Origin of the sequence: Lysinibacillus sp. FSL R7-0073 (genome assembly GCF_038009065.1) — a bacterium.
GTDB lineage: Bacteria > Bacillota > Bacilli > Bacillales_A > Planococcaceae > Lysinibacillus > Lysinibacillus fusiformis.
This window is the reverse complement of record NZ_JBBPAS010000001.1, coordinates 58238-72961: the sequence shown is the minus strand read 5'-3', so window position 1 is coordinate 72961 and position 14724 is coordinate 58238. Positions and strand designations below refer to the sequence as shown.

General features: G+C 36.9%; 18 protein-coding genes. 1 reads left to right on the top strand and 17 read right to left on the bottom strand.

The genetic code is table 11. From position 1 onward, the window contains the following. Positions 1 to 30: 30 nt before the first annotated feature. The 8 genes from ispE to metG all read right to left on the bottom strand — a co-directional run bounded on the left by ispE (position 31) and on the right by metG (position 7827). Positions 31 to 897, bottom strand: a complete 867-nt coding sequence (gene ispE, locus MKY88_RS00360) for a 4-(cytidine 5'-diphospho)-2-C-methyl-D-erythritol kinase (protein WP_069483062.1) — start codon at positions 895 to 897, stop codon at positions 31 to 33. Positions 898 to 1117: 220 nt separating this feature from the next. Next, a complete protein-coding gene (locus MKY88_RS00355) occupies positions 1118 to 1297 on the bottom strand; it encodes a small, acid-soluble spore protein, alpha/beta type (protein WP_025116349.1) in 180 nt (59 codons plus the stop codon). A 115-nt stretch (positions 1298 to 1412) separates the two neighbouring features. Next, positions 1413 to 1673 carry a biofilm formation stimulator Veg gene (veg, locus tag MKY88_RS00350; RefSeq protein ID WP_004229199.1) on the bottom strand — a complete coding sequence of 87 codons (261 nt, stop codon included), beginning with the start codon at positions 1671 to 1673 and terminating at the stop codon, positions 1413 to 1415. A 156-nt stretch (positions 1674 to 1829) separates the two neighbouring features. After that, entirely contained in the window at positions 1830 to 2711 is an 882-nt protein-coding gene (gene rsmA, locus MKY88_RS00345; RefSeq protein ID WP_258270510.1) for a 16S rRNA (adenine(1518)-N(6)/adenine(1519)-N(6))-dimethyltransferase RsmA, read from the bottom strand. Then, positions 2704 to 3270, bottom strand: a complete 567-nt coding sequence (rnmV, locus tag MKY88_RS00340) for a ribonuclease M5 (protein ID WP_069483064.1) — start codon at positions 3268 to 3270, stop codon at positions 2704 to 2706. The genes rsmA and rnmV overlap by 8 nt, the downstream gene beginning before the upstream one ends. Positions 3271 to 3464: 194 nt before the next feature. Continuing rightward, entirely contained in the window at positions 3465 to 4676 is a 1212-nt protein-coding gene (locus MKY88_RS00335; protein ID WP_069483065.1) for a G5 and 3D domain-containing protein, read from the bottom strand. A 135-nt stretch (positions 4677 to 4811) separates the two neighbouring features. Beyond that, positions 4812 to 5582: a TatD family hydrolase gene (locus tag MKY88_RS00330; RefSeq protein ID WP_193833526.1), complete on the bottom strand. Its 771-nt coding sequence runs from the start codon at positions 5580 to 5582 to the stop codon at positions 4812 to 4814. A 253-nt stretch (positions 5583 to 5835) separates the two neighbouring features. Further along, positions 5836 to 7827 (bottom strand): methionine--tRNA ligase, encoded by a 1992-nt coding sequence (gene metG / locus MKY88_RS00325; protein WP_445669161.1) that lies wholly within the window; start codon positions 7825 to 7827, stop codon positions 5836 to 5838. A 334-nt stretch (positions 7828 to 8161) separates the two neighbouring features. Here metG and MKY88_RS00320 point away from each other — a divergent pair, with 334 nt between their 5' ends. Next, positions 8162 to 8440, top strand: coding sequence for an AbrB/MazE/SpoVT family DNA-binding domain-containing protein (locus MKY88_RS00320; RefSeq protein ID WP_004229214.1), 279 nt, complete (start codon positions 8162 to 8164; stop codon positions 8438 to 8440). A gap of 184 nt (positions 8441 to 8624) precedes the next feature. Here the strand turns inward: MKY88_RS00320 and rsmI are convergent, their stop codons facing one another. The 9 genes from rsmI to tmk all read right to left on the bottom strand — a co-directional run bounded on the left by rsmI (position 8625) and on the right by tmk (position 14720). Further along, a complete protein-coding gene (gene rsmI / locus MKY88_RS00315; protein WP_328205591.1) occupies positions 8625 to 9500 on the bottom strand; it encodes a 16S rRNA (cytidine(1402)-2'-O)-methyltransferase in 876 nt (291 codons plus the stop codon). Continuing rightward, positions 9497 to 9760 carry a GIY-YIG nuclease family protein gene (locus tag MKY88_RS00310; protein ID WP_069483069.1) on the bottom strand — a complete coding sequence of 88 codons (264 nt, stop codon included), beginning with the start codon at positions 9758 to 9760 and terminating at the stop codon, positions 9497 to 9499. Before MKY88_RS00310 ends, rsmI begins: the two co-directional genes overlap by 4 nt. Next, complete coding sequence (locus tag MKY88_RS00305) at positions 9744 to 10493, bottom strand: tRNA1(Val) (adenine(37)-N6)-methyltransferase (RefSeq protein ID WP_328205594.1); 750 nt, start codon at positions 10491 to 10493, stop codon at positions 9744 to 9746. The genes MKY88_RS00310 and MKY88_RS00305 overlap by 17 nt, the downstream gene beginning before the upstream one ends. A gap of 63 nt (positions 10494 to 10556) precedes the next feature. Continuing rightward, positions 10557 to 10913, bottom strand: coding sequence for a DNA replication initiation control protein YabA (gene yabA / locus MKY88_RS00300; RefSeq protein ID WP_025116340.1), 357 nt, complete (start codon positions 10911 to 10913; stop codon positions 10557 to 10559). Between the two features lie 27 nt (positions 10914 to 10940). Beyond that, positions 10941 to 11756, bottom strand: coding sequence for a PSP1 domain-containing protein (locus MKY88_RS00295; RefSeq protein ID WP_008179715.1), 816 nt, complete (start codon positions 11754 to 11756; stop codon positions 10941 to 10943). Next, a complete protein-coding gene (gene holB, locus MKY88_RS00290) occupies positions 11749 to 12753 on the bottom strand; it encodes a DNA polymerase III subunit delta' (protein WP_069483071.1) in 1005 nt (334 codons plus the stop codon). The genes MKY88_RS00295 and holB overlap by 8 nt, the downstream gene beginning before the upstream one ends. Positions 12754 to 13052: 299 nt before the next feature. After that, a complete protein-coding gene (locus MKY88_RS00285) occupies positions 13053 to 13493 on the bottom strand; it encodes a YaaR family protein (RefSeq protein ID WP_008179711.1) in 441 nt (146 codons plus the stop codon). 121 nt (positions 13494 to 13614) lie between these two features. Continuing rightward, on the bottom strand, positions 13615 to 13944 hold the full coding sequence (locus MKY88_RS00280; protein WP_004229230.1) for a cyclic-di-AMP receptor: 330 nt from the start codon (positions 13942 to 13944) through the stop codon (positions 13615 to 13617). A 146-nt stretch (positions 13945 to 14090) separates the two neighbouring features. Then, positions 14091 to 14720, bottom strand: coding sequence for a dTMP kinase (gene tmk / locus MKY88_RS00275; protein ID WP_340812821.1), 630 nt, complete (start codon positions 14718 to 14720; stop codon positions 14091 to 14093). Positions 14721 to 14724: the final 4 nt, after the last annotated feature.

Below are 14724 nucleotides of genomic sequence, written 5' to 3'. Positions count from 1 at the left end.
TATAGGTAAAATTAACACAAATTTGCGTTTCTAAGCAAGCGTATTTCGCTCACCTAGTATTCTTACTGCATAAACTTCCTCACAAAACCCACGTAAACCATTATAAATACGACTCACACGAGCTTCACTATCCACTAGCCCAAAAACAGTCGGACCGCTTCCACTCATTAATGTAGCATCTGCTCCAAAGCGTTTCATTTGTTCCTTTAACATCACGACCTCTGGATGTAGCTTAAATGTTACAGTTTCTAAAACATTTCCTAAAGAAGAACATAATAGTTCATAATCCTTCGTTTCAATAGCCTGTATCATTTGCTTCGTATTGGGATGCTCCAGCCCTTCAACCTTAAGACCTCCATATACTTCAGCAGTGGATACGCCGATTTTAGGTTTTGCTAATACTACCCAGCAGTTAGGCGGGGCAGGAATTTCCTTTATTTTTTCTCCTCGTCCTGTGGCTAGTGCCGTGCCACCATAGACACAAAATGATACATCTGAACCGATTTTAGCACCTAGTTCAGCCAATTCATCTATCGATAAACCTAAATTCCAAAGCTCATTTAGACCCTTAAGTGTAGCAGCTGCATCACTACTACCACCAGCAAGGCCGGCAGCAATAGGGATTTCTTTTTCAATAGTAATGGATACACCTTGTTTAATGCCATATGTATCTTTAATGAGACGCGCTGCCTGATAAGCAAAATTACGATGATCGTTGGGTACAAAATTATCCGTTGAAATTATTTGGATCACACCATCTTCTCGAGATTCAAGACTGATACGATCAGCTAAATCGACGGTTGTCATAACCATCTCTACTTCGTGAAAATTATCAGGTCTTTTATAAAGTACATCTAATGTTAAATTAATTTTTGCAGGCGCCTTTACATAAAGCATCTTTCTTCCTCCCTTATAGCAACACATATAAACAATTCCTTTTTCGCACAAGATTATTCATTTTATTTTACCATATTGAGATTACGAAAATGGAAAAAAAGAACCGTATACCCTGTTTGGAGTAACGGTTCTCTCTCGTCAGCTGTATTTGTTGTGTCAGTAAGGATTTTCATCCTTGCTGAATGAAACTTAATAAGTCGTCTATTTTATTTGAAATAGTCTACTTACGCTCTTGCTCATTACTTGCTCTTTCAGCCATTTCAATGGCACGTTTGACCATATTACCAGCATCTCGAGCTTTTATGCCGCCCCAGCCTTCCTTTTGCACAACATCATAAAATCCAAGTTCTTTTGCGATCTCTTCTTTTAATCGAGGTGACATGATACCCTTTCTAGGCATATAAACTCCTCCTTTAACAACTGACCACATTAGTATGCCCCGTGAAAACGCAAAACACTCATGTAGTTTTTAACATACATGAGTGTTTCAAAAATATAGAAATAAGTACTAGAAACTATTTTGCGACAGCAGCCTTTGCTTCGTCTAAAAATGTAATCTCTACTGCTTCAGTTAAAATATCTGTGTAACTATACGATACGCGCTTACACGTATTGTCTTCTTGGTCAAGTTCAACTACAAAGATGGCGCGATATGTCTCACGTAATATCCCTGCACACTCAACCGTTTTCTTGCGACCACCGTTTGCTTTTAATTGCAAACGTTTACCCAAATGACAATCCAACGACTTTTTAATGTCCGCTAAAGTTTTTGGCATTTTCGCTTACACCTCACTAATAACTAGTATAAGCGAATCGCCCAAAAATGTCAACAAAATATAATATTTTATCAGCACCTCATAAATCTTGTCAACTTATTTTTTATAAAAAACATATATTTTTTTACATCTAAGAAAAAATGTTAACAAAATTTTTTACTTTGCAAATACAGGATATAGCGCATCCGCTAATTTTCCAAACTCTTGAATCGTTAAAGTTTCACCACGACGAGTTGGTTCGATACTAGCAGCAGCTAAAGCTTCTAGTATGAAGTCCTTTTGTGCTTTACCATTAGGCAAACCAGATTGTAGGTTATTATAAATCGTTTTTCTACGCTGTACGAAAGAGGCACGCGTCACGACAAAAAGAAAATCCTCGTTAATAACCTTTACTGGCGGCTCATCATGCTTAATAAGGCGAATGACTGCTGAGTCGACGTTAGGCTGTGGCATGAAAACCGTCTTAGGTACTGTCATAGCAATTTCTGCCTTTACGTAATACTGGATCGCAATCGACAATGAACCATATTCCTTCGTTCCTGGTTTAGCCGTTATACGATCTGCCACCTCTTTTTGCATCATGACAACGAAACCACGAATCGGCAATCGATCATTCAATAATTTCATTAAAATTGGTGTAGTTACGTAATACGGTAAATTGGCCACAACCATAATATCTTCAATTCCTGGCATTTCCTCTGCAATCACTTTAGCAACATCAGCCTTTAGAATGTCAGAGTGGACAATAGACACATTATTGTATGGGCTAAGTGTATCCTCTAACACAGGTAATAGTCGTTGGTCAATTTCAAAGGAAACGACCTTTTTAGCACTTCTCGCTAAATGTTCGGTTAATGCCCCAATACCTGGACCAACTTCAATTGCCCCACTATTTTCTGTTAAGTTGGCATGGCTAACTATATTTCTTAATATATTTGGATCAATTAAAAAGTTTTGTCCTAAACTTTTTTTAAATGAGAATCCATATTTTTTTAAAATTTCCTGCGTTCGAATTGGTGTTGCTATATCCTTATGCATCATTTTCCTCCTGATCTAGCTGTGCAACTGCGGCACCAAATTGTTTTTCTGTAATTTGAAACATCTTCAATCTTTTATGGAGCTGCTTACCATTTGTAGCACCTATATTTAATAATTCACCGAGACGATCACGACGATGCTTTGCCTGCGGATGTCCAATTAAACGAGCTGTCATTAAATCCTCTAGTGTTATATCATCTTCGTTTGGTACATCCAGATTAGGGGTATAGACAAGTCGTAGCGCTTCCCGAATATCGACGTCTGCTGCATGTTCAATCCCTAATCCTTTGCCATTCTTCGCAATTGTCTTTGCTTTCGGTAAAAAAGCGTGCTTGACCCCTTGAACACGCTCCTCAATAATGGCACGTATGCGACGCCCTGGATAATCAGGATCCGTAAATACAATAACTCCACGCTTCTCCTGCGCATGCTGAATCCGTTTCAATGTCTCTTCAGATATAGCAGATCCATTTGTTTCTATAGTATCTGCTTGTACGGCTCGCTTAATAGCTGTCGTATCATCTTTTCCTTCAACCACGATAATTTCTTTTATTTGCAAAAAGGCTCCTCTTTTCTACCTTATCTTCTGACCATTTTACAACTGCATGATACTGTTTGTACAGGAATACAAGACTCACACGTACCTATACTTATAACATTGATTGGCCGCTAAAAATATAAAAAAAAGCTTTCCCGCCAGTCAAAACAGGAAAGCCCTTAGTGAAAAACATTTTGATTTATTTTACAATTTTTTTAATTTAATACTTTAATACGCACTTTCTTACGTCCCCAGTTACGTGCTTGGGCATCTGTTTGTACAAGTATATCGATCTTATTACCCTTGATTGCGCCACCAGTATCTCCAGCAATAGCTGTACCATACCCTTCAACCCAAACTTTTGAGCCAAGCTTAATAACAGAAGGGTCAACGGCTACCACCTTCAAATTGGAATTTGAACGCAAGTTTATACCAGTTGCTGATGTACCTGAGCAACCGTTGCAATATGGTGTATAGGCTGTTGCCGTTACATAGAACTCTTTACCGCTTGCCGGCTCTGCTGAACCACGCGATACAGTCGCTGCGCTTGCAACTACAGTTTTAGTTCCGACTGCAACTACTTGCTTTTTCGGCTCTTGTAAAACTGCCTCAGATTGTAGATTCTTTGCTACAACCTTCCCATTTTCTTTGACAACTTCATACGTACGAGAAACAGAACCTTTCTGCCCCGTTGCTACTACCTTTTCTTTCCCCTTTTGCAATGAAGCATCTTGCTTCTTTTCAACTGCGAAATCTAAAGAGTCTTCCACTACATCGATAACCTTTTCTACGCGAACTACTGTGATTTTACTCGCCGGAGTAAGAACGTCCTCCAGGTTATTTTCGACACGATCGAATTCATTTAACTGAATTCCTTGTTGTTTTAAAAAGTTAGCGACCGTAGTCGAAGTGGACCATACTTGTCTTTTGTTTACGCCATCGACAAGCGTTAATTGAAACGCTCTTTGAATATCGATTTTGTTTTCTGCGCCTAGCTCAGTATCTAGACCTTGTGCTAAAGAGTCGTGTTCAGATACTTCAATATTCGCTTCCTTCAAAATGTCTTTCACTAGTGTTTCAGTTGTCCATACTTTTGACTGATTTCCATCAACTGAAATTGTTACTTCTTTTGCCTGTTCCCATTGAATTGCTAAGCCATTAACAATTTTGGTGTTCAGAGAGGGTGATATTTTATCATGCGCTGCTACATCTATATTTTGATCTTGTAATAATTGTTCTACAGTTTTGGCATGTGTGGATAATTCGATTGTTTCTCCATTTGCTTCAAGCTTTACGGCTTTTTTCGTACCTTGATAAAGCACGAAAGAGATTACAGATACAAACAGGACAAGTGAAATAATTCTTATCACTGTTTGCTTACTCCTCAATGATCCTAAGAACAAGTTTTTCATGGAATTATTTGACATGAAAAAACGCCTCCTTAATACAAGGTTGGATTATACGGACTAGTTTTGGCACTGTCAACCCGAAAGTATTTCTTTGAAAATTGACTTCTTCGTTTTTGCCAACCATAAACCCTGTATTGGAGGCATCTTAGCTAATTAACTGTCAATCCCAAAAAATTTTTTCGCATTGTCGGTAGTTGCTTGTGCAATTTCCTCGATTGTCAACCCTTTCAAACGTGCAATTTCTTCCGCCACTAACGGCACAAAAGCGGGTTCATTGCGCTTTCCACGATAAGGATGTGGCGCTAAATAAGGGGCATCAGTTTCAATCATCAAGTGCTCAAGAGGAATGTCCGAAGCCACTTCTTTTGGCAAACGTGCATTTTTGAATGTCACGGGACCCCCAAGACTAATCATAAAATTCATAGCAATACATTCACGTGCTGTTTCTACACTCCCACTAAAGCAGTGCATAACACCCCCTACAGATGCTGCATTTTCTTCACGTAAAATATTTACAACATCCCCTGTTGCATCCCTATTATGAATGATAATTGGTAAATCAATCTTTTGCGCTAACTGTATTTGTTTGCGGAAAAGTGCCTGTTGAACATCCTTTGGTGATTTATCCCAATAGTAGTCCAACCCAGTTTCACCAATACCGACTATTTTTGGATGTGCTGCTAATTCCTCAATCCACTCTAAATCTTCCTGAGTGCAATCAATGGCGTCTACCGGATGCCATCCAATAACACCGTAAACAAAATCATATTGCTCTATCAGCTCCATAGTTCTTTCAATGGTTTTACGATCAAAACCTATAACCACCATTTTTTCTACTTTAGCTTCTAAAGCTCTATTGATTACATCTTGAAGGTCTTCCTCGTATTGATCTGCGTTTAAATGTACATGTGTATCAATAAACATCTTCATTCTCCTAACATAGATTTTATTAAAATTTATTATTTCATATTTTTCGTAAGCATTACAAATTTGTTACAAACGATTCGGGTTTGTGACATTCCACTTAATCGACAAAGCTCGCGTTGGTTCTATATACCTAAAAAACCATTATTTTTACAACACATAAATTATTCCGAAATAACAATAAGGCTATTTCTACTGGCAGATTTGAAAAGCCTGCTGAATACTATCTATTCAGCAGGCCAATCTTCGTTTGTTACTTTACTTTTGCACCATTTTCAAGTTTTGAATCTACAGATGCTAATTTTAAAATCCCATCTTTTTCACCAGCTAGGATCATACCTTGTGATAATTCCCCACGTAATTTAACTGGTTTTAAGTTTGCTACGACAATCACTTTTTGACCAACTAATTCTTCTGGAGAATAGAATTTCGCAATACCTGAAACTACTTGACGTTGCTCGTATCCTAGGTCGACTTGAAGCTTTAATAATTTATCAGCTTTTGGCACAGTTTCACATGCAGTTACAGTCGCGACACGCAAATCAATTTTCATGAAATCATCAATAGTAATTTCAGGAATTTCTGGGTTCTCATCACACTTTGTCTCATTTTTAACTTCTTCTTCTTGTGAAGTCTTTACAGAACCACGCATTTCTTCACGGATATAAGCTATTTCAACTTCATTTTCCAAACGAGGGAAAATAGGTATCCCTTTTTCTACCACTTTAATGTTTGCTGGAATAGTATTGCCGAATGTTTCAATTGTATCCCATGCTAAGAATTTGTCATCCAAACCTAGCTGTTCCATCATACGTTTAGGTGTTGTTGTCATAAATGGTTGTAACATGACAGCAATTTGGTGTAAGCTTTCTGCCAAATTTCGCATTACTGTACCTAATTTTGGTTTATCCGCTTCTTCTTTTGCTAATACCCATGGTTGTGTTTCATCTATATACTTATTCGTTCGTGATACTAATGTCCATAAGTCTGCCAATACCACACTAAACTGCATTTTTTCCATACTTTCTTCATATTTAATACGTACCGACTCAGCCTGCTCTTTTAATGCTGCATCAAATTTTGTCGATTGAAGATTCTCTGAAGGAATAATGCCATCGTAATATTTGTTAATCATAGAAATAGTACGGTTTAATAAATTACCTAAATCATTTGCAAGATCAAAGTTTGTTCGTTCAATAAATGATTCTGGAGAGAATACACCATCAGAACCGAAAGGTAATTCACGTAAAAGGAAATAACGTGTCGCATCAAGGCCATAACGTTCGATTAACATTTCTGGATAAATGACATTACCTTTTGATTTAGACATTTTCCCGTCTTTCATCATAATAAAACCATGTGCAAAAATCTTTTTCGGTAATGGTAAATCTAAAGCCATTAAGAAAATTGGCCAATAAATCGTATGGAAGCGAACGATATCTTTCCCTACAACATGCACATCTGCTGGCCAATATTTGTTGAACAATGTTTCATCATCTGAAAGATATCCTAGTGATGTAATATAATTCGTTAATGCATCTACCCATACATAGATAACATGTTTGGGATCCCCAGGTACTTTAATACCCCAGTCAAAGGATGTTCTCGATACTGATAAATCTTCTAACCCCGGTTTAATAAAGTTATTGATCATTTCATTTTTTCGAGACTCTGGTTCAATAAATTCAAGGTTTTCCTCATAATAAGACAATAAACGATCCGCGTATTTCTTCATATTAAAGAAGTACGATTCCTCTTTTACTTTGTGGACAGGGCGACCACAGTCTGGACAATTTCCATCAACTAATTGAGTCTCTGTAAAGAATGATTCACAAGGCGTACAATACCAGCCTTCATACTCACCTTTATATATATCTCCATTATCCAAAAACTTTTGGAAAATCTTTTCGACAGCTTTTGTATGTCGTTCTTGCGTTGTTTGTATAAAATCATCGTAAGAAATATCCATTAACGCCCAAAGCTTTTTCGCAGCCTCTGCAATTTCATTGACATAATCTTGAGGATGTTTGCCCGCTTCTGCTGCCTTCTCTTGAATTTTTTGTCCATGCTCGTCCATACCTGTCAAAAAACGAACATCATAACCACGTAAACGTTTATAACGTGCTATCGCATCTGATGCAACGGTCGTATATGCCGTACCAATATGAAACTTCCCACTTGGATAGTAAATGGGTGTTGTTATATAGAATGTTTTCTTTTGTTCACTCACAAGAACTGCCTCCATTGTTTTACAATATACTTTCTATTCTAACGAAGTACGAAATTCGTTTCAATGAAAGTTTACCATTCGCGAAAATTGTCGAATAATATATTTAATCCATTTACTGACTTAAATAAGAACCTTTTTTACTATAATCAAAAATATTTATTAAAAACCTTTTAAAATAACAAAAATAACAGCATTCTTCTCAAAAAAATTTTTAAAAAACCTTAATATTAGTGCATTAATTAATTGACGTTTATGGCATTACTTGGTATGATAACTATCAGACAAAGAAATGATGTCGAAATTTGACGAAATGCCAATATAACTTTTATAAATTAGGAGGAAAACTATTATGAAATCAACAGGAATTGTTCGTAAAGTCGATGAGTTAGGTCGTGTAGTTATACCTATCGAATTACGTCGTACACTAGGTATTGCTGAAAAGGATGCTTTAGAAATCTATGTGGATGATGATAAAATCATCTTAAAAAAATATATGCCTAATATGACATGTGCTGTTACTGGCGAAGTTTCAGATGATAACTTCCGTCTAGTTGGAGGCAAATTAATTTTAAGTCCAGAAGGCGCTGAAATGTTAGTAAAAGAAATTCAATCAAACTTAAAAAAATAATGCTTACACACCTAAATCAAGACAGTGATTTAGGTGTTTTTAATATAAATGTATACTATCTACTATACCCAAATTTTGAACCCCTTATAATGTCCATGTCAGACCTTTATATGTAAGGTTACTATTATTTACATTTGTTATCAATTCAAAAAATTAAGAGCTACCCTAAGGTAACTCTTAATCGTCATTGATTATGATATTCGTTATAGACATCTCTCTTCGCTAGTTGTCGTTCCTTGGCTACTTCTTTAATGGCTTCTTTAGAACTTACATCGTTTTGTTGAAGGATATAATCCACGTGTTCGATAATAGATAGTGTATGCCAATAAGCCTCTTCAGAATCTTCCACTTCGACTTCCTGATTCCCCTCAAGGACTATACAAAATTCACCACGTATTTCTTCTGTTTGTGACCATTCTATAGCTTCTGCTAGGGTGCCACGCAAAAATTCCTCAAATTTCTTAGTCAGCTCTCGCGCTAAAACAATACGACGATTTCCCAGAATAGCTTCCATATCTTTTAATGTTTCCTTTAAGCGATGAGGTGCTTCATATAATAAAATCGTTTCTTGTCGTTTTTTTAATTGTTCTAATTGCTGACGACGATCTTTTCTCCCACGATTTAAAAAACCATAAAAGAAAAATGGCTGGGGTGTTAATCCAGAAGCTATTAATGCAGTTATTGCTGCATTTGGACCTGGTATAGGCACAACCGGAAAGTTTTGAGCAATTGCTTTTTCAACTATATCTGCACCAGGATCAGAAATACAAGGTAAACCTGCATCACTCACTAATGCGATGATCTTCCCTTCCTGTAGAAAAGTTAATAATTTTTCTCCACCTACAGCTAGATTATGTTCATGGTAGCTAATTAAAGGTGTGTCAATTTCAAAATAGTTACATAATTTTTTTGTATTTCTAGTATCCTCTGCTGCAATAATATCCGCCTCTTTTAAAATACGGAGCGCCCGCACACTAATATCCTCTAGATTTCCAATAGGTGTCCCTACAAGATATAAACAGCCTGTCTGATCGTGTATTGTACTTTTTTGTGATTTCACGATTCACCCCTCCTTATATGCACTATTTTTTGAGTTCTTGTTAGTTGCTTAAAAGCATATTCCGCGCGCATTGCCTCTTCCTTTGTTTCAAATTCTTCCTTATAAATACACTTTACTGGCACTCTAGCTCTTGTATATTTTGCCCCTTTACCAGCATTATGTACAGCTACACGCTTTTCTAAATTATTTGTATAGCCTGCGTAAAGTGATTGATCCGCACACTCTAGCACGTAAAAATAGTGACTATTGCTCTTTTCCATAAAGAATCTCTCTCACTTCTGCTGTGTATTCATTATTTTCATTATAGACATATATTGGTGGTAATATTTTTAAATCAGGCTTCCCATCCTTTATTCCTTCTATTAATAATGTATTGGCCTCTTTTCCTTCTTTCGGATAAATAAGCTGCATTCGTTTTGGCTCTAAACGATTCGCACGCATTGCAGTAACTATATCTAATAATCGACCTGGTCGATGCACAAATGCTGCTTTTCCACCTTGCTTTAATAATTTACTTGCTGAGTGAATGGCCTCTTCTAATGTTAAATAGAGTTCATGTCGTGCAATGGCATGATGTTCACTAAGATTTTTATCACTTGCTTCATGTGCTAAAAAATAAGGGGGATTGCATGTAACAACGTCATATTTTTCAATGCCCAGTTGTTTCGGTATTTCTTTTACATCTCCAAGAATCATTTGTATTTGATTTTCTAAATGATTATAGCGAATACTTCTTTCTGCCATATCAAACAGGCGTGGCTGAAGCTCAACTCCCGTTATTTGCCCCTTCGTTCGTGCACTTAAAAAGAGAGGGATTACACCATTTCCCGAGCATAAATCTACAATATTTCCTTTATGATAGGGAATATTGACAAACTTTGAAAGCAATACCGCATCCAATGAAAATGAAAAGACAGATGGACTTTGAATAATACGTAAATTCTCAGCCAATAAATAGTCTAGACGTTCATCACCTTTTAGCCATTTTTCCATGCTAATTCCTCCTATGCTACAAAAGAAAAGACTGATACCACCGTGGTGGGAATCAGCCTTCTATTATACATTTTGTTTATTTAAAAATGATAGACAAAACAGACAATCTTCACCTTTTCGAGAGCTTCCAAAATGAACATGACAAACATGGAAACCTTCCTGGTATAGACGAGCTAGGTTATCATAGCCTTCACCTATATCTAGCGGACTCTCTTTCTTTACTTCAGCAGCTTGTACGGAGTGTGTATTTGAAAGTAGTTCTTCTAGACGTGTGCGAAGATGATGATTTTCTGTTTCAAGTGCCTTATGCTCTTCCATCATTAACGCTACAAATTGTTTCAATGCACCAAATTGCTCCTGCATTGCTTCGAGCTGTTGTTCGAACTCCATAACGGTATCTAAGAAATTACGGTCCTTCACCCAAGCCACCTCGTTAAATTCTCTATCTTAAATAAGATTTTTTTCGCATGCTAGCAGTTCTTCTAGTGTATACTCAACTGTGCGCTCCTGCTCTTGTAAATATACTTGAATAAGTCTTTCCAGCACATTTAAACCTACAACTTTACCGCGGCCATCTGGTGTCATAGCTACTTCACCTAAATCTGGCATACCTTCTTTTGCCTCTTCATACTCATCATTCTCATACTTTAAGCAACACATTAAACGTCCGCAAAGTCCTGATATTTTTGAAGGATTTAAAGATAAGTTTTGATCTTTAGCCATTTTTATAGAAACTGGCTCAAAATCTCCTAAAAATGTAGAGCAACATAGCATACGACCACAAGGCCCAATGCCTCCTAATAATTTTGCTTCATCACGAACACCGATTTGGCGAAGTTCGATACGTGTTCTAAATACCGAAGCTAAATCTTTTACAAGATCCCTGAAGTCAACTCGTCCTTCAGCTGTAAAATAAAAAATGATTTTATTACGGTCAAATGTATATTCAACATCTACAAGCTTCATTTCTAGATTATGTTCTATAATTTTAGTACTTGCAAGTTCAAATGCTCGTTTTGACTCAGCAGCGTTTTCTTCTACTTGTATACGATCACGATCATCCGCTGGTCGAAGTACTTGTTTAAGTGGTAATACGACATCATTATCACCTACTACTTTTTGAGGGACAACTACTTTACCATATTCGACGCCACGCGCTGTCTCAACAATAACATATTGACTATCTTCTAATAGAAATGATGCTGGATCAAAATAATATATTTTACCCGCTTTTTTAAAGCGGACTCCTACTACATTATACAAATGTATATCCCTCCTGCAGATTTAGCATTAACTGCTCCATCAATAACGTCCTATTCATGTTACGCTGTAAAGATGCACGCGCCTGTAAAATAGATTCCATTTGCTTAGACAATTGCTCATAAGTGGAATATAACGCGACTTCTTTGAATAGTGGTAACATGTCTGGATAAGTACAAGCTGCCTCGGGATTAGCTTTTATTGACACTATATCACGGTAAGCAAATAGTAGTAAATCCAATGCTTGCTCTATTTCGCTTTTTTCTTTAAAGTGTGGTAGCCACTCCTCGTGCACAATAAGCATGGCCTCATGTACATTTTGCCGAATAGCTTCTACTAATTTTAACACTGTTTTTCGAGCAAGTGCAAACTGCTCATCACTTGCTAAAAATATCGCCATTTCGAGCTCGTTCGTCATCATACTTACGGTTGAAGCCATCGAATGCGAAATATTATTTTCCTGTAAATGCTGTAATAAAACATGACGGGGCATTTTTTGGAATTTTATGTGTTGGCAACGCGAGCGGATCGTTGGTAGTATCGATTGCATTTGCTCTGTTAATAAAATAGCAGTAACCTCACCATCCGGCTCCTCTAAAAATTTAAGTATCATGTTGGCTGAGGCCGTGTTGAGACGATCTGCATGATGAAGAACATAGATTTTGCGTCCCTCTTCCACGCCCATCATTTTCATTTCACCAATTAATTCACGCATTTGATCAATCTTAATAAATTGACCCTCTGGATAAATTTGATGAATATTTGGATGATTTCCTGAATCAACACGTCTGCAATTTCGACATGTTTCACATGGAACATTTTCATTTGGGTGCTCACATAGCATTAGTTTGACAAAAAAATGCATAATATCTGCTTTGCCTGTCCCTTTTTCACCATCAAAAATGTATGCATGTGCTAATCTATTTTTGACAAAAATCGTTTGAAGTTGCTTCATTACAACTGGTTGTAGCGCGAATAGCTCTTCAACATTCTTGGCCATATATTTAAAATTCCTTCCTGTTTCTATTGTAAAGATGGGACTGTTCCCACTCTTAACTTTCGATAGAAACATTGCAGTAGTTCTTTATTGGCGATTGCGTTTTGCGTAAAATTGCCACCGTCGCCTCACATTCGGGAAGATAATCACTGCGTTCTTAATTAACAGATATTCTTGACTCCAAATTGAAATGAGTAGTATTTAAACGCTATTGGTTTTCAATTGATCATGGGTCTACTATTATTGAATGAAGGTAAATATTCGAAAAAAGCCCGCGCCTATAGGAGAATGAGACACGGGTTTTACATATATAAGTTAATTAGTAAGCCTTTAATCTCACCGATTTTATCAAGGAGGTCAATCGCTTCTTTCTCTTCGTCTAAAAGATCTTGCGCAAGTTCAACCAGACGTGTATCAATCGTATCAATGATTTTTAAACGTCTTCCTTCACCAAAACGATTCCAAGTATGAGATTGCTTTAATTCCATACCATGTTCTACTGTCTCTTGTAGAAATCGTTTAACTAGCATTTTAAACCTAGCAAGTTCTCGTAAATTACGCGATCTCGCAACTCGGTCACCTGCAGTAGATATATCCCCTAACAACCTTGTCAATTGCTCAGTTTGCAACTTTGTTCCTTGCTTGACGACCATATCCCCAAATCGGTTATTTTGATTATTATTTTGTAGTGGCTCTTTACGATTTGTATTTAACCCGACGCGTATATCTTGATTAATTTTCAAGCTTGTTTCGCCCCCACGATCTTTATCTATTTCTCCTCAGCATGATTGCTTTAGGATAACAAATAGGCCTTGATTCTGCCTTTCAAACAGTGAACCCTAATGTTTATGAGGAGGCTCTTTTTTAAAAATGATGGAATTGTTCAATCGGTAAAACAAAGACAGTGGCTCCTCCTACCTCAACCTCCACAGGATAAGGAATATAGGAATCAGCATTTCCCCCTAATGGAGAAACTGGCGCAACCATCTGCTCCCGAGCACGACAATTATCCCGAATAATATCTAAAAGTTTGGGTATGAGAGAGTCTTCAGTTCCTATAAGAAACGTCGTATTTCCTGAACGTAAAAATCCTCCTGTGCTCGCTAATTTAGTTGCGCGAAACTGATTTTTCGTTAAAGCATTTGATAAGCGGCTGCTATCCTGATCCTGCACTACAGCTACGACTAACTTCATTCGCACTCACCCCTTTTATAAAATTAACCTAAATAGGTTTCAATATTATTCCTAAACTTTTAATACTTCCACTATTAATAATCTAATTGAAGATAAAATAATGGATAGTATCATTATATCACATAGTTATAGACAACTTCATGTATTTACTGTATTGCGTCCAATAATAATGACCATACATCTTCAACAACACTATCAATATCTTGGTCAGCATTCACAATACGTATACGTTCTGGATAACGCTCAACGAGTAGTAAATATCCTTCATGCACCTTTTGGTGAAACGGTAAACTTTCAACATCTAAACGATTTACTTCGCGATTTCCCGTTGCATAAATACGTGCTAACCCTACTTCTGGTGCAATATCAAATAATATCGTCATATCAGGTAATTTCTTTCCGATAGCGAATTCATTAATGGAAAGCACCTCATCAATACCTATACCTCTTGCATAACCTTGATAGGCTAAAGATGAATCGATAAAACGATCACATATTACCAACTTCCCAGCATCTAAAGCAGGTTGAACCTGTTCAAAATAATGCTGGCTTCTTGCTGCAGCATATAACAATGCTTCTGTTCGTTCATCCATTGCTGTATGTGCAGGATTTAAAATAATCGTTCTTATTTTTTCTGCAATTTCAATTCCACCAGGTTCTCTTGTTGCTAGAACATCAATATTTTTTTCTGCTAACCGCTCTGCGATCTTTTGAATGACTGTTGTTTTCCCTGCTCCCTCTGGACCTTCAAATGTTATAAATAAATTGCTCTTCATGCTG